The 17,612-nt window shown below is 66.4% G+C and carries 23 protein-coding genes; 13 read left to right on the top strand and 10 right to left on the bottom strand.

Translation table 11 applies throughout. The features are described from left to right. Positions 1–10: 10 nt before the first annotated feature. Positions 11–643: a M15 family metallopeptidase gene (locus ACFTSF_RS09035; RefSeq protein ID WP_380153332.1), complete on the top strand. Its 633-nt coding sequence runs from the start codon at positions 11–13 to the stop codon at positions 641–643. Here ACFTSF_RS09035 and ACFTSF_RS09030 read toward each other — a convergent pair. Genes ACFTSF_RS09030 through ACFTSF_RS09020 form a run of 3 tightly spaced genes read right to left on the bottom strand, consistent with a single transcriptional unit; the run spans position 640 to position 5,007 of the window. Then, the gene (locus ACFTSF_RS09030) at positions 640–2,385 is read right to left on the bottom strand and encodes an ABC transporter ATP-binding protein (RefSeq protein ID WP_380153331.1); all 1,746 of its coding nucleotides are present in this window, start codon (positions 2,383–2,385) and stop codon (positions 640–642) included. The two genes, ACFTSF_RS09035 and ACFTSF_RS09030, sit on opposite strands and share 4 nt — an antisense overlap. Beyond that, a complete protein-coding gene (locus ACFTSF_RS09025) occupies positions 2,382–4,193 on the bottom strand; it encodes an ABC transporter ATP-binding protein (RefSeq protein ID WP_380153330.1) in 1,812 nt (603 codons plus the stop codon). The genes ACFTSF_RS09030 and ACFTSF_RS09025 overlap by 4 nt, the downstream gene beginning before the upstream one ends. A 19-nt stretch (positions 4,194–4,212) precedes the next feature. Further along, positions 4,213–5,007: a phosphotransferase gene (locus tag ACFTSF_RS09020; RefSeq protein ID WP_380153329.1), complete on the bottom strand. Its 795-nt coding sequence runs from the start codon at positions 5,005–5,007 to the stop codon at positions 4,213–4,215. A 25-nt stretch (positions 5,008–5,032) separates the two neighbouring features. Between ACFTSF_RS09020 and ACFTSF_RS09015 the strand changes: the two genes are divergently transcribed. The 4 genes from ACFTSF_RS09015 to ACFTSF_RS09000 all read left to right on the top strand — a co-directional run bounded on the left by ACFTSF_RS09015 (position 5,033) and on the right by ACFTSF_RS09000 (position 7,755). Further along, a complete protein-coding gene (locus ACFTSF_RS09015) occupies positions 5,033–5,668 on the top strand; it encodes an HAD family hydrolase (RefSeq protein WP_380153328.1) in 636 nt (211 codons plus the stop codon). Between the two features lie 34 nt (positions 5,669–5,702). Continuing rightward, complete coding sequence (locus ACFTSF_RS09010; protein ID WP_380153327.1) at positions 5,703–6,293, top strand: GNAT family N-acetyltransferase; 591 nt, start codon at positions 5,703–5,705, stop codon at positions 6,291–6,293. Next, positions 6,290–6,928, top strand: coding sequence for a phosphotransferase family protein (locus ACFTSF_RS09005; protein ID WP_380153326.1), 639 nt, complete (start codon positions 6,290–6,292; stop codon positions 6,926–6,928). Before ACFTSF_RS09010 ends, ACFTSF_RS09005 begins: the two co-directional genes overlap by 4 nt. Before the next feature lie 74 nt (positions 6,929–7,002). Next, on the top strand, positions 7,003–7,755 hold the full coding sequence (locus tag ACFTSF_RS09000) for a class I SAM-dependent methyltransferase (protein ID WP_380153325.1): 753 nt from the start codon (positions 7,003–7,005) through the stop codon (positions 7,753–7,755). A 15-nt stretch (positions 7,756–7,770) separates the two neighbouring features. On the opposite strand, the gene ACFTSF_RS08995 is transcribed toward ACFTSF_RS09000, so the two are convergent. Next, positions 7,771–8,241, bottom strand: a complete 471-nt coding sequence (locus tag ACFTSF_RS08995; protein WP_380153324.1) for a cupin domain-containing protein — start codon at positions 8,239–8,241, stop codon at positions 7,771–7,773. Positions 8,242–8,304: 63 nt separating this feature from the next. Between ACFTSF_RS08995 and ACFTSF_RS08990 the strand changes: the two genes are divergently transcribed. Both ACFTSF_RS08990 and ACFTSF_RS08985 read left to right on the top strand, forming a co-directional pair. Beyond that, complete coding sequence (locus ACFTSF_RS08990; RefSeq protein ID WP_380153323.1) at positions 8,305–8,901, top strand: TetR/AcrR family transcriptional regulator; 597 nt, start codon at positions 8,305–8,307, stop codon at positions 8,899–8,901. Between the two features lie 73 nt (positions 8,902–8,974). After that, positions 8,975–9,700: a VOC family protein gene (locus tag ACFTSF_RS08985; protein ID WP_380153322.1), complete on the top strand. Its 726-nt coding sequence runs from the start codon at positions 8,975–8,977 to the stop codon at positions 9,698–9,700. Here ACFTSF_RS08985 and ACFTSF_RS08980 read toward each other — a convergent pair whose 3' ends face one another. Beyond that, positions 9,701–10,210, bottom strand: a complete 510-nt coding sequence (locus tag ACFTSF_RS08980; protein WP_380153321.1) for a GNAT family N-acetyltransferase — start codon at positions 10,208–10,210, stop codon at positions 9,701–9,703. Between the two features lie 43 nt (positions 10,211–10,253). Further along, on the bottom strand, positions 10,254–10,928 hold the full coding sequence (locus ACFTSF_RS08975) for a molybdopterin-dependent oxidoreductase (RefSeq protein WP_380153977.1): 675 nt from the start codon (positions 10,926–10,928) through the stop codon (positions 10,254–10,256). A 175-nt stretch (positions 10,929–11,103) separates the two neighbouring features. On the opposite strand from ACFTSF_RS08975, the gene ACFTSF_RS08970 reads away from it, so the two are divergent. Continuing rightward, positions 11,104–11,907 carry an LLM class flavin-dependent oxidoreductase gene (locus tag ACFTSF_RS08970; protein ID WP_380153320.1) on the top strand — a complete coding sequence of 268 codons (804 nt, stop codon included), beginning with the start codon at positions 11,104–11,106 and terminating at the stop codon, positions 11,905–11,907. Between the two features lie 3 nt (positions 11,908–11,910). On the opposite strand, the gene ACFTSF_RS08965 is transcribed toward ACFTSF_RS08970, so the two are convergent. After that, the gene (locus ACFTSF_RS08965) at positions 11,911–12,222 is read right to left on the bottom strand and encodes an EthD family reductase (RefSeq protein WP_380153319.1); all 312 of its coding nucleotides are present in this window, start codon (positions 12,220–12,222) and stop codon (positions 11,911–11,913) included. A 90-nt stretch (positions 12,223–12,312) separates the two neighbouring features. Between ACFTSF_RS08965 and ACFTSF_RS08960 the strand changes: the two genes are divergently transcribed. Both ACFTSF_RS08960 and ACFTSF_RS08955 read left to right on the top strand, forming a co-directional pair. Then, positions 12,313–13,209: a LysR family transcriptional regulator gene (locus tag ACFTSF_RS08960; RefSeq protein ID WP_380153318.1), complete on the top strand. Its 897-nt coding sequence runs from the start codon at positions 12,313–12,315 to the stop codon at positions 13,207–13,209. Positions 13,210–13,257: 48 nt separating this feature from the next. Continuing rightward, complete coding sequence (locus ACFTSF_RS08955) at positions 13,258–13,800, top strand: GNAT family N-acetyltransferase (RefSeq protein ID WP_380153317.1); 543 nt, start codon at positions 13,258–13,260, stop codon at positions 13,798–13,800. A gap of 256 nt (positions 13,801–14,056) precedes the next feature. On the opposite strand, the gene ACFTSF_RS08950 is transcribed toward ACFTSF_RS08955, so the two are convergent. Genes ACFTSF_RS08950 through ACFTSF_RS08940 form a run of 3 tightly spaced genes read right to left on the bottom strand, consistent with a single transcriptional unit; the run spans position 14,057 to position 15,626 of the window. Continuing rightward, entirely contained in the window at positions 14,057–14,419 is a 363-nt protein-coding gene (locus tag ACFTSF_RS08950) for a DUF4345 family protein (RefSeq protein ID WP_380153316.1), read from the bottom strand. After that, positions 14,416–14,877, bottom strand: a complete 462-nt coding sequence (locus tag ACFTSF_RS08945; protein ID WP_380153315.1) for a nuclear transport factor 2 family protein — start codon at positions 14,875–14,877, stop codon at positions 14,416–14,418. Before ACFTSF_RS08945 ends, ACFTSF_RS08950 begins: the two co-directional genes overlap by 4 nt. Continuing rightward, positions 14,874–15,626 (bottom strand): HD domain-containing protein, encoded by a 753-nt coding sequence (locus ACFTSF_RS08940; protein ID WP_380153314.1) that lies wholly within the window; start codon positions 15,624–15,626, stop codon positions 14,874–14,876. Before ACFTSF_RS08940 ends, ACFTSF_RS08945 begins: the two co-directional genes overlap by 4 nt. An 86-nt stretch (positions 15,627–15,712) precedes the next feature. Between ACFTSF_RS08940 and ACFTSF_RS08935 the strand changes: the two genes are divergently transcribed. The 3 genes from ACFTSF_RS08935 (at position 15,713) to ACFTSF_RS08925 (ending at position 17,602) form a co-directional block, all read left to right on the top strand. Beyond that, on the top strand, positions 15,713–16,321 hold the full coding sequence (locus ACFTSF_RS08935) for a TetR/AcrR family transcriptional regulator (RefSeq protein WP_380153313.1): 609 nt from the start codon (positions 15,713–15,715) through the stop codon (positions 16,319–16,321). Between the two features lie 55 nt (positions 16,322–16,376). Then, complete coding sequence (locus ACFTSF_RS08930) at positions 16,377–16,820, top strand: VOC family protein (RefSeq protein WP_380153312.1); 444 nt, start codon at positions 16,377–16,379, stop codon at positions 16,818–16,820. Between the two features lie 74 nt (positions 16,821–16,894). Next, the gene (locus tag ACFTSF_RS08925) at positions 16,895–17,602 is read left to right on the top strand and encodes an alpha/beta hydrolase (protein ID WP_380153311.1); all 708 of its coding nucleotides are present in this window, start codon (positions 16,895–16,897) and stop codon (positions 17,600–17,602) included. The last annotated feature ends 10 nt before the right edge of the window (positions 17,603–17,612 follow it).

The raw sequence follows: 17,612 nt of genomic DNA, 5'->3' as shown, positions 1-17,612 counted from the left end.
GGTCGATCGCATGTTGCTCTTGTCGGATCAGACAGTGTTTGACGTGCCGGTGATCGACTGTGGTGAGGCCCTAGTTGATGTGCGGGAGATGCCGGAGCTGGCGCTCGACCGGCGGCAGGAGGACTCGGCCGGAGCGTGGGCTCGGTTGCGGGTCGGCGTCGCGGAGCGACTGGTGCAGGCGCAGAACACACTGCCTGCCGGACTCCAGCTCCTGGTCATCGAGGGACACCGGCCGGTCGCGTTGCAGCAGCGCTACTTCGACGAGCACAGCGCCGAGCTGCGGCAGGGCCACCCGGACTGGACGCCCGACATGGTGTTCACCGAGGCCAGCAAGCACGTCTCACCACCAGCGGTTGCACCCCACCCATGTGGCGCGGCTGTCGACCTGACCCTCACCAAGGACGGCGTCGAACTCGACATGGGCAGCCCGGTCAACGCGACACCCGAGGCCAGCGCGGGCGCATGCTTCACAGCTGCCGACAACATCACCGCCGAAGCACGCAAGTGGCGCACGGTCCTCGGCTCGGCGCTCACCAAGGCCGGCCTGGTCAACTACGAACCCGAGTGGTGGCACTGGTCCTACGGCGACCGCTACTGGGCCGCAGTCACCAACTCGCCGAACGCCATCTACACACCGCGCTAATCCGCGTTCCAGGTCCGCCACAGCGTGCCGTAGACGCCGCCCGCTTCAACGAGCTCGTCGTGCGTACCCAGCTCGACAAGCTCACCGGCCTCCATCACAGCGATGCGGTCGGCGTCATGCGCGGTCTGTAGCCGGTGCGCAATCGCGATCACCGTCCGACCCCGCAGTACGGCGGCCAAGGACTGTTCCGTCTGCCGCGCTGTCTTGGGATCCAGGAGTGACGTGGCCTCGTCCAGAATCAGCGTGTGCGGATCAGCCAACACGACCCGGGCGAGCGAGAGCTGCTGTGCGCTCGCATCGGCGAGGTCGGTGTCGACTCCGATCTCCGTGTCCAGGCCGTCCGGCAGGTCGTCCAGCCACTCCGCACCGACCGCGGCCAACGCGTCGTACAACTCCTTATCGGTAGCGTCCGGCTTGGCGATCAGCAGGTTGTCGCGCAGCGAGTCATGGAAGACATGATGATCCTGAGTGATCAGTACGACGTGCTCCCGCAGCTCGTCCGGTGGCAGATCCGCAACCGGCCTACCGCCGATCGTGACCGAACCAGTGCGCGGTCGATCGAGCCCGGCGAGCAGTCGCGCGAGCGTCGACTTCCCAGCTCCTGACGTACCGACAATCGCCAGCCGTTCGCCGGGCTGCACGAGCAGGTCGATCCCACGCAGTACGTCGCGGGCTCCGGTGTAGCTGAAGTGAGCATCGGTCACCCGGATCCGGTCCCCGTGATCGCCAACGGTCGGAGCCGGTGCGGGTTCCGCGGTCGGGATGTCCGCGAGTCCTTCGACGCGAGCGTATGACGCGCCGGCGCCCTGCAGCTGCTCGATCCAGAGCATGAGGGTGTCGAGTGGGCCGACGAGCTGACGGAGATAGACAGTCGCCGTCACCACGACCCCGAGGCTGACCAGGTCATTCGCGTACAGCGCGCCGCCGACCAGGAGCACTCCCACCACCGGAACGCCGAGAGCGATCTCCGACCAGGGGAACAGCACCGACCGCAGCCACAGCGCTCCCAACCGCGCGGACCGGGACTCGGCAATCGCAGCCTCGGACACCTGGTGCCGACGCTCCTCCAAACCGAGCAGCTCGATCGTGCGAGCGCCCTTGGCCGTGCTGGCCACGACATCGGCCACCTCCGCACCAGTCGCGGCGACCGCCAAGTACACCGGCCGCGCACGACGCATGTACCAGCGCAGAGCCGCGGCGACGCCGACCAGACAGACGAGCCCGCAGGCGCCGAGGCGCAGGTCGAGGATTAGCACCGCGACAACCAGGAACAGCGCATGGACTGTCGCTACCAGAACCTCGGGCACCGCCGACCGCAGCGTCGTTGCCACGAGCGAGGCGTCGGTACTTCCCCGTGCGATGAGATCACCGGCTGGCAGATGATCCGCCACTCGCGGCGGTAGCGCCAGTGTCCGCTGGAGAAAGCGCTCTCTGACCCGAGCCGCGGTCCGTTCCCCGAACCGGTAGCCGATCTTGAGCGCCCACCACGCCAGGACAGTCTGTACGACGGTGAACAGCAGCGCGCCGAACGCCAGTCGGTCGACCGCGCTGAGCACATCGCCAGTACCGGTCTGGATCGTGTCGATGATGCGGCCGAGCAACCAAGGACCGATCAAACCGGCCGCTGCGGCGAGCCCGTTGACCACGACGACCGCGATCACGGCCCAACGATCCGCGCTCAGGTCGCGGAGAGCCGCCGTACGGACCTCAGACCTGGTTGCTACCGGCAACTGTCTGTTCATCGGCCCTCCTGAGCGCGCGACACGAGCTCGCGGTAGGAGGAGTCGGTGTGCAGGAGTTCCGCGTGTTTGCCGACTGCGGAGACCTTGCCGTCGATCAGGACGATGACCTCGTCGGCGCGGTCGAGGACGAGCGGCGACATCGTGGTGATCACCGTCGTCGTGTCACGCCTGGCCTCACGGAGGCGGTCGACCATGGCCGCTTCGGTGTTGGCGTCGACCGCCGAGGTCGGATCGACGGCGAGCAGGATGTCGGGGGCGGCGTAGACGGCCCGCGCGAGCCGGATCCGCTGCCGCTGACCGCCGGACAGATCGGTTCCGCCGGCCGCGATCGCTGTGTCCAGACCGTCGGGCAGCGCCTCGACGATGTCCTCGGCCACGGCTACTCGGAGAGCCTGATGGACGCGGCTGTCGTCGGGCTCGAGGCGACCCGCGACGATCTCCCGGACAGTGCCGGCGAACACCTCGGCATCGTTGTCGGCGACAACCAATCGGCTCCGCAGATCCGCGCTGGTGACCTCGTCGATCCGCATGCCCGCCCAGGTCACCTCCGCGTCAGCAGATCCCGACCGGGAAGCCGCAGGCTCCGTCCGGGCGGCCGCCGGACCCGACGCAGGCCCCGTCCGGGTGCCGCCGACGCGCCCGAGTCGTTCGATCACCTCGATTGCCTCCGCCGTGCGGGCCGCGACCAGCGCTGTCAGCAGGCCGGGGCGGACGACGACTCCTGAGGCGGGGTCGGTGAGCGGGCCGGGGCCGTGGGGGAGTGGGACCCCATCGCGCTCGTCGTCGCGAGCGACCGGCAGGTTGAGCAGGTCGATGATCCGTTGGCCGGCGACCCGGGCGCGCGCGATGTCGCCACCGCCCTCGATGAAGTTCGACACGGGGACGACCAGGACGGCGACGTACCCGTAGACGGCGACCACCTCGCCGATCGTGATCACCCCGGTTGCCGCCATCCGCGCCGACAACCACACGACCGCGGCCAGGAACAACGCAGGCAGTCCCGTCGACAACGCTCCGACCCAACTAGCCGGTACGGCGACCTTGTACCCACGTCTCACCAGCCGCTGCGACTGTTCGTCGTACCGGTCGGCAACGAACTGCTTGCCGCCCAGCCCGTTGAGAACCCGAAGCCCAGCCAGTACGTCGACCAGTCGGGTCGTCAGCCGTCCTTGGTGAACGCGGTACTCGCCGCCGGTGCGTTCGATCCGGTGCAAGAACGGGCCGACGGCAACAACCAGGAGCGGAACACCGGCGAGGACCACCGCGGCCAGCAACGGTGAGGTCGTGAAGAGGATGACCGCGACCACGGCGTACGCGATGATCGCGCCGACGCCGGGCCCGGTGACGGTCAGCGCCATCGCGACGGTGTGCACATCGGCGATGCCGACCGTCACGATCTCGCCGGCGCTCACCCGCCGTGCCAGCGACGCGCCGAGTCGCGAGGTGTGCCAGACCGTCGCCCGCACCGAACGGAACGAGGCGTCCATCCGGATCTTGGTCATCGTGCGATGCCGCGCGATCGCCAGCAACGCGATCAGCACGCTGACGCCGAGCAGCACGAGCGCCCACTTGATGAGCGCGGCTGAATCTCGCCCAACGAGTCCTTCGTCAACCGCTCGCGACAGCACCCACGGCGGCACCGCCAGGCCGACCATCCAGACCGTGCCGAGGAACGCGCCCAGGGCAACGCGTCGTGCCTGCGATCGAGTCAGCCAGAACAGGAACCGGAAGGGCCCGGCGAGATCCTTGGCCGTCGGCGGCGCCCACGTGTCGGTCGTCCTGTCCAACCACTCGCGCATCCCCGGCATACCGCAGATCCTCGCAGCATCAATTAGAGGACAGCAGGTCGCGGTGCTCGCGGACCCACTCGATCTCCTCCCGCTCCCGGTCAACGGCTCCGTCGAGAACCCACGTCCGCTGCGGCTCTTGCCCGCTCTCCGCAAGCTCGTTCATAAGGTCACACACTGCCTCCAACCGCGCGATGACCGCGTCGACCACATCGAACGCCGGCAGATCGCCGTACGCCTCGAGGAAGACCACGACGCGATGCCGGCGATCGGGCACCTCGGGGAAGTGGTGCCACTGCAGCGCGAACTCGTCACAGTGCAACGGCACAAACCAGTGCAGCGCGTACGCGATGTCGTCGATGCGCGGACCGGGATGCAGGTAGTCCCAGTCGATGAGGCCGATCGCGGTGTTGTCGTCCCAGACGAAGTTCCACGGGCCGGGATCACCGTGGCAGTAGACAAGGTCGTCGGCCGCGATCGGACGAGCCGTCCAAACAGCGTCGTACGGCGGGATCCAGGCCTGACTGGCGTCGTGGATCTTGCGCAGCAGGCGCGCGGCCGACGCCAACCCTTCGTCGGTGTGCTGGTGGTACCACGCCTCGCCGCCACTGGCTCCTGGGATGTACCGCAGAGTCTCGACGTCGCCGTCCAACGAGACCGGCTCGGCGACGCAATCGAGGCCCTGCGAACGCAGGAAGCGCAGAAAGTGCTGGACGGTCGCGGCCGCCGTACCGGCTGGGCGTGTCACTAGACCATCTGCAATGACAACCGGCCGCGCTTCGGTGTTGGCTGCCTCGGCCCGCGCCGCCGCCTCGAATGCATCTGCGTTGCTCACGACCGGACCTTATAGGATCGAGAGCGTGAAGAAGTACATACTTTTCGACCATGACGGTGTTCTGGTGGATACCGAATTCTGGTATTTCAATGCTGGCGAACGTGCACTGGCAGAGATCGGCGTGACGCTGGATCTCGATCAATATCTTCGCGACATGAGCCAGGCAGTCGGCACCTGGGCACAGGCCAGGGTCGCGGGGGTCGACGAACCAACCATCGACAGGCAACGCAAAGTCCGTGACGCCTACTACCAGGAGTATCTGCGAACCGAGGCCATCGAGATCGACGGTGTCGTCGACACGCTGGCCGAGTTGTCGCAGCACGTTCGGATGGCGATCGTGACGACTGCGAAGCGCGTTGATTTCGAGCTGATTCATGAAAAGCGTGACATCACGAAATTCATGGAATTCGTGCTGGTTCGCGACGATTACACATTGTCCAAGCCGCACCCCGAGCCTTATCTGACCGGATTGGAGCGCTTCGGAGCCGGCAAGGCAGAAACTCTCGTTGTCGAGGACTCGGCCAGGGGCTTGAAGTCAGCGGTGGCAGCCGGCATCGACTGCGCAGTGGTCCACAACGCCTTCACCCAAACCCAGGACTTCAGCCAGGCCACCTACCGAATCAAAACCTTGGCAGAACTGAAGAACCTCATCCTCAGTTGAAGCGCTCGATGGGCTCCGCGGGATACCGTGCGATATGGCTAACGAGTCGTCGTACACCGTCGCGCCGCTCAGCCCTGAGACTTGGCCGGCTTTCGATGCAATGGTGCAGCGGCACAACGGCATCTTCGGGGGTTGCTGGTGCATTTGGTTTCACCCGGACGGGCCCGAGCGTGGTCAGGGCGCGGAGGCCAATCGCGCTCTGAAGAAGGCTTATGTCGAGCAAGGCAAGGCGCACGCCGCGCTGGTGATGGACGGCGACGAGGCTATTGCTTGGGCTGAATACGGCACTCCGGTTGAGTTGCCGACGCTCCAGCACCTCAAGCAGTACAACGCCACGAAGACTGCGGACCCCGATTATCGAATCACCTGCGTCTTCGTCGACAAGCGCCATCGGCGCCAAGGCGTGACGGAGCTGGCGATCACCGGTGCACTCGATCAGATTGCGCAGGCCGGCGGCGGAGTGGTCGAAAGCTATCCGCACGATCTGACCAACGAGACCAAGAAGATGTCGTCGTCGTTCCTCTACAACGGCACCCGTCGACTCTACGAGCGACTCGGATTCACCTACGACCGACCCAAAGGCCTCAAGAACTGCGTCATGGTGAAGACAGTGGATCCGGCTTGAACCTTTCACATCTCGGTACGCCGATCGGCCCGATCACGCGCGTTCATGGCGGGTATGCCAACCGGATGTACCGGCTCGACACCGACCAGGGGTCGTTCGCGGTGAAGGAATTGAACCTCGCCGACCGGCGCTCGCCGTACCACGTCGAGGATGTGTTCCGGTTCGAGCGGGCTGCCTTCGCGGCCGGCATCCCGATGGCCGAACCGATGTCGGCCGACCGGAACACACTCGTCCACCGGTGGGTCGAGGGGGAGAAGGTGCCTGAGGCACCGGTGTCGGCGGCGTACGCGTTCGAGATCGGTGAGATCCTCGCGCGGCTCCACGCGCTAGACGTTGAGTGGACCCACGGGTTGGCCGAGGAACCGATGCCGGGGGACTGGCGCGAACTCGCCGAACGGGCGGTGGCGACCGGACAGCCGTGGGCCGACGAGCTCGGGTCCCGCGTCGAGACGTTCCTCGCGATTGCCGAGTTCGTCGACACTTGCCCGCGGCCGGGACCCGTCGTACTGACGCACAAGGACATCCAGCCGTGGAACCTGCTCGCTCGAGACGGCCGCCCGGTCGTGCTCGACTGGGAGCTCTCGGGGATCGATCGTGTGTCCGAGAACTACACGGTGGTCGCGAGCAAGGAGTAAGGAGCCGCTAGTTGACATAATGTCGCTTATCGGCGCTTGAATCACGAGGGTAGAAGTAGAGGAGTGTGCGTCTCATGAGCGACCAGTTCTACTCCGATGCGAGGTTGTACGACCGGTTGTTTCCCGGAGGCGAACAGGCCGTCGACTTCTACAGGACCGAGGCCGATCGGCAAGGCGGGTCTGTCTTGGAACTCGGGAGCGGCACCGGACAGAAGCTGATCCCGATCGCATCCGACGGGCATCCGTGCATCGGCCTGGAGCTCTCGCCGGACATGCTGGCCGAGGCACAGCGCAAGGCAGACGAGCGCGGCGTTGAGATCCAGTGGGTGCAGGGCGACATGCGCGAGGTCGACCTGGGAAGAACATTCGATCTCGTGTTCATCACCGCGAATTCACTGCTCCATCTACATGAGGCTGACGACTTGGTGGGCTGCTTCCGGTCGGTGCGAAAGCACCTGGCGCCCGGGGCGCGGCTCATCTTCGACGTGTTCAACCCGAGCGTGCGCATGCTTGCCCAGGCCGACGGCGTTCGACGCAGGCGCGACGCCTTGTCGTTCGTGGATCCTCATCGTGGCGTCGTCCAGGTCGATGTCGCGGAGACCTACGACGCGGCCGCGCAGGTGACTCGTGGCAGGTGGTACTTCTCGACCGATTCCGAGGCCGACTTCAGTGTCGCGCCGCTCGAGATCAGGAACATCTTCCCCCAGGAGTTGCCGCTGCTGCTCTCGCTGGGCGGTCTTCGGGTCGTTGAACGCTTCGGCGACTGGTCCCGTGCGCCATTCACCGCAGATGCGACGCTCCAACTCTACGTCTGCACACCGGACTGAACCGCGAGCCGGCAGTCAGAAGGGTGGGGGTCCGACAATTGTGATGCCCCCGTTTTGCTCAGCGCTCAGCGCGATCCTGGCGAAGTCCACGACGCACGCCGATCCTTCGAATGGCTCGCTGGCGCCGCGGTAGAAGGGCTCGCACTCGCAGGTTGGCTGGATGCCGAGCACCTTGGCCGTTGCACTCTTGACGATGAAGGCGTGCGGCACGCCTGCGGGCACCATGACGAAGTCGCCGGCACCGAGCTCGTGTTCATCGTCGTTGATGCGGTACAGGATGTGGCCCTCGAGCACCCAGAGCGACTCCGAGACCGGGTGGGTGTGGATCGGGGTCCACTTGCCCTCCACCATGTCGACCTCCCACAGGCCGATGTCCTCGTTGGCACTGCTGAGCTTCCAGGTGAAGACGCCACCGCCGAAGAACCATCGCTTCTCCCCCTCGCCTGCCCGTCGGATCACCGGCGCGAGCGTCGTCCTTTCAGTCATCTGACACTCCGATCATTTTATGAGACTTGAGTCTCTTCATGAGATTTGCATATCATGAAGGACATGTCAACGGACTACCTCGAGTCGGGGCGCACGCGGCAGAAGCAACGCACCCGCGACCAACTGATCGCAGCGGCGCGCGACCTGATCACCTCGGGCGACACGCCCAGCGTCGAGGAGGTCGCCGTGGCCGCCGGGATTTCTCGTCCCACGGCCTACCGCTACTTCGCGTCACAGGCCGAACTTCTCGCCGCGGCATACCCGGAGACAGGAGCCGCGTCGGTCCTTCCCGACCCGCCTCCGACAGCCCTGGACGAACGCGTGGCCGCCGTCGCCGGTTTCGTCATCGGCCATGTGCAGGAGAATGAGCCGCAGCAGCGTGCGATGCTGCGCCTCTCGCTGGGCGATGTGCCGCACGAACTGCCACTGCGCCAAGGCCGTGCCATCCCGTGGTTCCTCGAGGCGCTCGCGCCCATCGCGGAGTCGATCGGCGAAGAAGGCGTCCACCGGCTCGCGCTGGCACTGCGCGCCTCTTGTGGCATCGAGACCCGCGTCTGGCTGAGCGACGTCGCCGGACTACCGCCTGCAGAAGTCAGCGCCCTCCAGCAATGGATGGTCGACGCCCTGGTCAAGCAGGCCCTCGAAACACCGCCGACGTGACAATCCGTAGCCTCGCCAGCTGCGGTAAGGCTGATTTGAGGGGTCATTCATGACTGCGGTTAGCATCGTCCGCATGGCGACGCGGCTGGTGCAGATCAACATGAAAGCTCGGGACGATTCCGCGCTGGGACGTTTCTGGGCGGACGCGCTCGGCTGGAACCTCTCCAGCGAAGGACCCGGCGTCACGAACCTCGAACCTGAGGGTTTCGTCTATCCCGATCCCGTCGCTGTCGTCGTCGACCTGATCGCCTCCGAAGAACCCAAGACAGTGAAGAACCGTGTGCACCTCGACCTCGCCACCAACTCGGCGGAACATCAGGCCGAGCTGGTCACGCGCCTCAAGGGTCTCGGCGCGACGCTTGCCGATGTCGGCCAGGGCGACGACGTGTCGTGGACGGTCATGGCCGATCCCGAAGGCAACGAGTTCTGTGTGCTGGATTCACTCTATGAAGTCACCGGACCGATCGCGACGGTGGTCGTCGACTGTGCGGATCCGCGAGTGATGGCCGACTTCTGGGGTGCGGCCATGGACTGGACACTGCTCAAGGTGACCGACCACAACGCCGTACTGCGTTCTGCCAAGGATGTCGGCCCTTATCTGCAGTTCCTGCGCACGCCTGACGTGAAGACCGTGTGGAACCGAGTCCATCTCGACGTCCGCCCGTACCCAGGCGACGACCTGGAGGCAGAGGCAGCGAGACTGCAAACCCTCGGCGCCTCCCCCATCGATGTCGATGTTCCTTGGAAGGTTCTCGCCGACCCGGAAGGCAACGAGTTCTGCCTTCTCACCCCGGGCTGATTACAGGTCCAGCAAGTAGAGGCTGAAGGTCGTCGGCGTCCCGTCCGGCTGGGTGTCTCGATTGGACGGGAAGTCCCGGACGTATCTGAACCCGGCCTTCTGAGCTACGCGGACTGACGCCACGTTGTCCGGTTCGACACGGATGGCCGCGCGCGTTCCGATGTTGTCGGCTCGAAGGATGTCGCAGAGGAGCCCGAGAGCCTCCACGGCGACGCCTTGGCCGCGAGCCCACGGGTGCACCGCGTAAGCCAGTGCCACGTCATCGGGCTCGAGGCCGTCGTCGAGATCTGGGGTGTAGTCGATGTATCCGGCCAGTCGCCCGGACTTCCAGATGCCGAGCCCGCGCTTGCCGACTCCCCTGTCGGCGTTCCCCGCGAGCAACTCGAAGTACTCGATGGTCCCGTCGACGTCGCCGTATCCCCCGGTCAGCCAGCGAACGGTGAGTTCGTCCTCCCCCGCACAGTGGGCTTCCGCGTCCGCCGCCGTCAGCGGTCTGAGTTCGATCGTCACGTGCCGACCGTAGCCTGCCGGCATGTCGAGGCGGCGAGCTACCTCAGGATGCGCTCCGGGAGCCGCGGGAGCTCAGGAATCTGATGGGGCGAATCAGGCTCCGGTAGATCGGGCGGACCACCCGGCCGGGGAGCAAACCGTGGCGCTCCTCTTCCCAGACCCGGCCTCTGGGATGGCTCCGGATCAGTGGGCCTTCGGTGATCGCCGGTGCGGCCGTCAGGACGTCGATGCGGCAGAGGTGTTTGATGTTGATGTAGCCGTACTGGCTCGGACTGACCAAGCGCACCGGCGCCCCGTGATCGCTGTCGAGTGGTCGGCCGTTGAGATTTTGAGCAATGAGTACGTCGGCAGCCAGAACGTCCTCGATGGTCACGGCTGCCTGCCATCCGTCGAGGCCGCGGCAGAGCAGATGCGTGATCGTTGCTCCCGGCAACAGCGCCGGTTCGATGAGCGCGCGGTAGAACGTCTCGAACGAGACACCTTCCCAGCGAAGCCCGGTCGCTGACCAGCCGGCTACGCAGTGGAAGTCGGCCGCGATCTCGGTTCGCGGCAGGTCGGAGAGTACGGCGAGGGGAACGTCGACGTCGGCGGTCACCGCTCCGCGGACCTCGATTACCGGAGCGAGCGGAACCGCCGGCGCGGGCCGGGAGAGGTGCGTACCGAACCGGGGGAACCCCTCGACTCGGCGCTGTCCTGGTGGAAGACCATTGCCTGTCATCACCTGATCAGTTTCGCGCCCTCCGCTCACCACCAGCTCACCCGTGAGAGTGAGATCCCTGGAGGGCTGTGTCACACGTGCCAACCTTCTTGTACGGCGTTGTCGAATTCTGCGTGGCGAGTTCGTAGACAGGGCAACGGGACCGAAGTGGGCCCCAGACTCGAGGAGAACCACAATGAACGACCGGACCAGGCCATTCCGTTTCGGAGTCGTTGCGCCGATCCGTTCTGATCTGCCGACGTGGCGTGATCGCGTGCGCCTGATCGCCGACAGCGGATATTCGACATTACTGATGCCCGATGTACCTACGTGGCAGCCGACACTCGGCCCGACGCTCGCGACCGCGGCCGCGCTCACCGACCTGCGGATCGGCTCGTGGGTCTATGCCGCCGCGCTGCGCGACCCATTGAGCACCGCCTGGGAGGCTCACTCACTCTCAGTACTCACAGAAGGCCGCTTCGAAATGGGCATCGGCGCCGGCCGGCCCGGGATCGAGGTTGAGCTGGGACTGCCCGCGGTCTCCCCCACTGAGCGTCGTACCAGAATGCGCGACACCGTGGCCAACCTGCGGAGGTTCGACGGTCCCGAGCTGCACACGCCGGTCGTGATGGCAGTCAGCGGACCGAAGTCGCAGGCGCTGGCGCTCGAGGTCGCTGACGGGGCCACGTTCGTACTCCCACCGGACGATGACCGGACCGAGACGACCAAGCGGGTACGCGACTTCGCGGCCGGACGGGACCTGGAACTCGCCCAGCACATCGCCGTCATCGGTGACAGTGTCGCTCCGTTCATGGCACCGCCCGACCTCGACACCGCGGCGCTCCACGCGGCCGACTCACTCGTCGTCCTGCCGAGTGACCCGGCAGCAGCCGCCGAAGAGATCCAGCGACGCCGCGAGGAGATCGGCTTCTCCTACTTCGTCATCGGCGCCGACTTCGCCGACGCCTTTGCGCCCGTCGTGGCACAGCTGGCCGGCTGAGGCTCAACGAGCGCCGTCTTGCACTGGGTAGTTGAGGATGACTACGCCGCCGGTGGCGTAGTTGGGGACATCGGCGCCGGCTCGCTGGCCTTCTGGAGATTCCCGGCCGGCGGTCATGGCGGCGGCGTCGGCAAAGTCGGCTTCGAAGACTGCGAAGTACGGCGCTTCGCCGCCGGTCGCCGCAATGTCGAAGCTGTAGCGCCACGCGAGCAGGCCGGGCATCTGGATGGCCAGGGGAAGGTGCTTGGTCACGTAGTAGTCGCGGAAGTGGTCAGGGTCGGCGGGCTGGGGATAGAGGACCAACAACTTGTGCATAGGTGGAGGCTATGGCTCGACGTGCGGCCGGGGGAAAGACCGATTCGGGCTAGACTCAGAACGGATGGTTATCAATCGGCAGGAGGGTACGTGGCACCGGATACGGTCAGCCTGCGGTACTTCCTGGTGCTGGCGCAGGAGCTGAACTTCACCCGCGCGGCCGCCCGCATCGGGATCGCGCAGCCTGCGCTCAGCGCCCGCATGCGCCGATTGGAAAGACAACTCGGTACGGCGCTGCTCGTTCGAGACACGCGGAACGTCGTACTGACTCCGGCCGGTACGGCGTTGGCGGAGTCCGCGCCGCCGGCGTTGGCGGCGCTGGATCGGGCCTGGGACACTGCCCGGCGGGCGGGAGCGGGTGAGCTAGGCACGCTGCGCATCGGGTACAGCCTCAGCGCCGGCGCCGAGACGGCTCCGACGCTGGTGGACGAGCTGATTCGCAGCAGTCCCGGACTTGAGGTGAGCGCGGTTCCGATGGCGACGCCGGAGATCTCGCCGGCGGTCGCGGACGGCCGCATCGATGCCGGGATCACCCGCGGTGAACAGCCGGGCCGTGGCGTGCGCCGGTACCTGTTGCGGCGTGCGCGTATCGGGGTGCAGTTGGCTGAGAACCATCCGCTGGCCGAACACGCGGAGATCGAGATCGCCGCCGCGGCCGCCTATCCGTTGCGACTCCCGGATCGTGCGGCCAACCCGGTGATCCACGACCAGCTGGCTGCGTTGTTCCGCGACACACACCCGCGATTTCTCACGCCCACAGTCTCTTTCGACATGGCACAGCGCGACCTGCGCGACGGGCTCACCCTCGCCCCGGTCGGCGAGGCCGCAGTCACGACAGCGCCGCCCGGCATCACCTGGCGACCACTGCAGGGCGCACCCAGCCTGACGCTCCACCTGGTGCTTCCGCGCGAACAGTCGCCACTGCACCGCCGCGTCCGTGCGATCGCCAAAACCCTGGCGCATGAGCTGCAGTGGCTGTCGGACTGACGAATACCCCGTTGCGACCAGCACAGAACACGCGGTTGGATGACCGGCATGTCGCTGCCGACTCCAACGCTGCACACCGACCGCCTTCGACTGCGTCCTTTCGACGACTCGGATGCGAAGGACCTGTTCACGCTGCACAGCAATGCCGACGTACTGCGCTATTGGGATTCGCCGCCGTGGACCGAGCCGGCGCGGGCCGACCGCTTCATCGCGGCCTGCCGGCAGATGGCCGACGAAGGTACCGGCGCACGGCTGGCTGTGGAGCGCGACGGAGTGTTCCTCGGCTGGTGCGGTCTGACCCAGTGGAATCCGGAGTTCCGGAGTGCGTCGCTCGGCTACTGCTACAACGAGGCAGCCTGGGGTCACGGCTACGGGACCGAGGCTGCGCGTGCTGTGCTGGAGTGGGCGTTCGACACGCTGGATCTGAACCGCGTCCAGGCCGAGGCCGACACGCGCAACGCGGCGTCTGCACGCATCCTCGAGAAGCTCGGGTTCGTCCACGAAGGCACGTTGCGCGAAGACTGCATCGTCAACGGCGACGTCTCCGACTCCTGGGTCTACGGCCTCCTCAGGCGGGAATGGAAACCCTGAGGTGGACATCGAGGTCGTCCACACGGATCGCTGGACTCGCTCGAAGGCTGCAAGGCCGGGCCTAAGGCTGCGGTTGACGGTGACCACTCCCCTGGGCTCATCGCCTACGTCGACGGTCGCCCCGCCGGCTGGGTTGCCGTGGCGCCGCGGGAGGACCACGGAGAACGACAGCTGGATGGGACGCCTCGCGTCGTACGAGGCTCGCGGCTTTGTCAGCATCCGCTCCCCCGGCGCCAGAGCGGTTATGCGGCTGCACCTAGCGGGCGATGAGCAGCAGTACGGCGAGGGCGGTCTCGATCAGGAAGAAGATGCCGGGCCAGCCGAGTAGCGGCCGTGGTTCGACGAGTGCGCCGAGCAACCGACCCGCGGCCATGCCGCCGAGGGCGACCGCTACCGCGACCAGTACGCCGTCACGGAAGCTGGCGGATTGTGAGTCGGCCACGAGGAGCAGAGCGGCGAGCGCGAGCCCGAACCCGCCGTACACGGCACGAACCTCGTTGCGCGCCGCAGGTGTCGTGGGTGCCACGCCGAAGGGTGCCCAGATGAACGCGGGCTTCACCAGTGCCGCGATGCCCATGCCGGCAAAGAAGACCGCGACGACAATGACAGCCAGGTTCATCCGCGACCTCGCACGCGGGCGAACGCGATCGCGGAGAGTGGGTGTGCCAGCAGCATCCGCAGGTTCTGCACCGGGCTGGTCTCGGGGCGCGCGTCCAGGAAGCCGTAGAGGTGCTGGTCGACGACCAGGCCTTCGTCGTCGAGCTTCCAGACCTCGATACCGCGGGCGGACTGTTTGCCGGCGACAGTGCCGATCCACTCGTTGACGATCGTGGTCTCGTCGGCGGTCGCGAGCGTCTTGGTCACGAACATCTGCCGCTTCGCCATGAACGCGCACATCGTCCGCCAGGCTCGGTGGATCTCGTCGATGCCGTTCGCCTCGATGATCAGGCCGTCGAGGGTTGCCGTTTGGTGGCCGTCGGCGGCGAAGACGTGGCGGATGCCGTCGACATCGCGTTCGTTGGTCATCCGTTCGGCTTCGGCAACGAACGCGGTCGCGCGGGCAACAAGCTGGGTCACTGGATTCCTTCCGAGAGCGTTGACGGGAAGCCGGCCCGGCTGATCGAGCGCTCCATCCCAAGTCGGTGCAGCAGCGCCGCACGAGAACGCGGATGCAGTCGCCGCTCCTCGCGCATCGCGCCGATGATGCAGTCGTCGAACCCGGTTCGCGGCGCTCGACGCAGTACGTCGGCCACCGTCGCCGGGGCGATCTCGCCGAGGCGCCGGCCGACCACGTCGAGGTATGCGCCGCCGTTCAGCAGGTGCGCTTCCGCGCCCCACGACAACGGCACCGAGGTGTTGAAGTGCGCCGCGATCGCCTCGAAGACCCTGCGGGCGAATGCGTCGTCCGCACCGGCATCGAGGACCGCCGTGCGCGCTTGGCTCGCTCCGTGTACGGCGAAACAGACGCCGCCGCGGTGACCCTCGCCCAGGCCGAGGTCGTGCAAAATCGCTGCCACGTAAAGCAGTTCGTCGTCGTACTGGATGCCGTCGAGCTCGGCGAGCATCGACCCCCACAGCCAGGTGCGGATGCTGTGCTGCAGCAGCGGACCCGGGAGCTCCGCGGCGAGCGAGGTCATGCGGGTAGCCAGCAGGGTGTCCGGCGGCGTGCGCCCAGCGTCCAGCGCGCGGGCCGAAGGGGCACGGAGACGTGCGACCAGTACGGCGATCTCCCGCGCGGCGGCGGTCGCGGCGAACCGCACGGAGTCGACCGCGCTCAGGGCTCCGTCCGTCCGGGCAACCCAGGCGGGCGATCCGACCGCATCCATGCGGTGTCCTCTCTTGCAACAGTTGCACGAAGTTCTTGGCTAAGGTAGCTGTCGTCCGTACTTCTTGCAATCATTGGAAGAGCTGAGTGGATCCCCGGGCAGAACGCACGATCGAGGCATTGTTGCGAGCAGCCGAGCAGCTGTTCAACCGACGGCCGTTCGCCGAAGTGACGCTGGAGGAGATCGCGGCCGCCGCCGGTGTCGCGGTCGGCTCGGTGTACAACCACTTCGGCTCCAAGGCTGGGCTGCACGCCGCCCTGATCGATCGAGCCCTCGACACCGACCGGTACTTCATGGACCTCGCCTATGCCCCCGGCCGGTCCCCGATCGATCAGCTCTATGCGGCCGCTGCGGAGTACCTCGCCTTCTATCTCGCCAACCCCGAGTTCTTCCGGATGCTGGCCTTCCCGGCCGACCCCGGCAGCTATCCGGCCGGCCGCGATCTGGCCGAGCGGCTGGCGGAGTCGGTGCGCGAGCAGAACGTCCGGATGGTCGAGGCGATCAAGCTCGGCATCGAGACCGGCGTACTGCGCAAGGTTGACCCTGAGGAGACCGCGACTGTTCTCTGGGCGGCGTGGAACGGGATCATCAGCCTGGGTTGGCGGTCCGACGGCCTGTCGCGCAGTGACGACGAGTTGGCTCAGCTGCTCCGCGTCGCGACCGATCTCGTCGCCCACGGTTTGTTGGTCGACTGAAACTGTCGGCGGGACCTGACAGGGTGATCGTCATCCGAACTCCTGGAGGACTCCAATGCCCGTGTCGTACCAACTGGTGATCGACTGCAAGTCACCCGACCTGCTGGCGCATTTCTGGGCTGCCGCCCTGCGCTATGTCATCGAGCCGCCGCCGGCCGGGTTCGACACCTGGGACGACTTCTATCGGTCGATCGGTGTGCCTGAGGACGAGCTCGGTGGCGGCGCCGACAGCATCAACGACCCGAACGGCGAGGGCCCGCGGATCTGGTTCCAGGTCGTCGATGAGACCAAGTCGATCAAGAACCGGATCCACATCGACGTGAATGCGAGCGGCGGTCGCGGATCGTCCCTCGACGTACGGCGTGAGCGGGTCGAGGCGGAGGCGAAGCGGCTCGAGGAGCTCGGTGCCACCCGGCTACGGACGCTGGCTGAGCCGGGGCTGGATCACTACGCGGTCGGGATGGCTGACCCGGAGGGGAACGAGTTCGACATCAACTAGTGATTACCTGAGGCGATCGTGTTCATCGCGAAGCATCGTTATACATGATGGCTGTCCGTCGATAGCGTCGAGGAATGAGCACCTTCGCGTTGATCCACGGGGCCGGTGTCGGTGGTGGCTGGTTCTGGCACCTGGTCGAAGCCGAGCTGCAGGCTCTCGGTCACACGACTGTCGCGCCGACCCTGTGGGCCGGCGACGAGAGCGAGACCTTGTCGAGCTATGCGGACACTGTGGTCGACCTGGTCGGTACGCCGGAAGAACTGGTCGTGGTGGCCCATTCTTTCGGCGGGTTCACCGCTCCCCTGGTTGCCGCGCGGATCCCGACGGGCGGGCTGGTCTATGTCACCGCGATGGTTCCTCAGCCTGGCGAATCACCGGACGAGTGGTGGACCAACACCGGGTTCTCGGAGGCCGTGCGGATCCAGGCTGCCCGGGACGGCGGACTGACCGGTTCCGACGATCCATCCGTTTGCTACTTCCACGACGTACCGAAGCATCTCGTCGACCAGGTGCCGGCGAGAGAACCCAGCCCGCCGTCCAACACCGCGTACTACGAGCCTTGGCCGCTCGACGCGCATCCGGCGACACCGACGCGGTACATCCTGTGTACTGAGGACCGCCTGTTCCCCGCCGAGTTTCAGCGTGAGTTCGTGCGGGAGCGGCTTGGGATCACTCCCGACGAGATCGAGAGTGGGCATGCTCCGGCTCTGAGTCGGCCGGCTGAGCTGGCGGCGATGCTCGACGGGTTCAGGTTCCTGCCAGAGTCCAGATCTGGCCGTTGAGGAATCGGCC

Origin of the sequence: Kribbella sp. NPDC056951, assembly GCF_042674205.1 — a bacterium.
GTDB lineage: Bacteria > Actinomycetota > Actinomycetes > Propionibacteriales > Kribbellaceae > Kribbella > Kribbella yunnanensis.
Note: the sequence above shows the minus strand (reverse complement) of the source record. Positions and strands in the feature narration are given on the sequence as shown.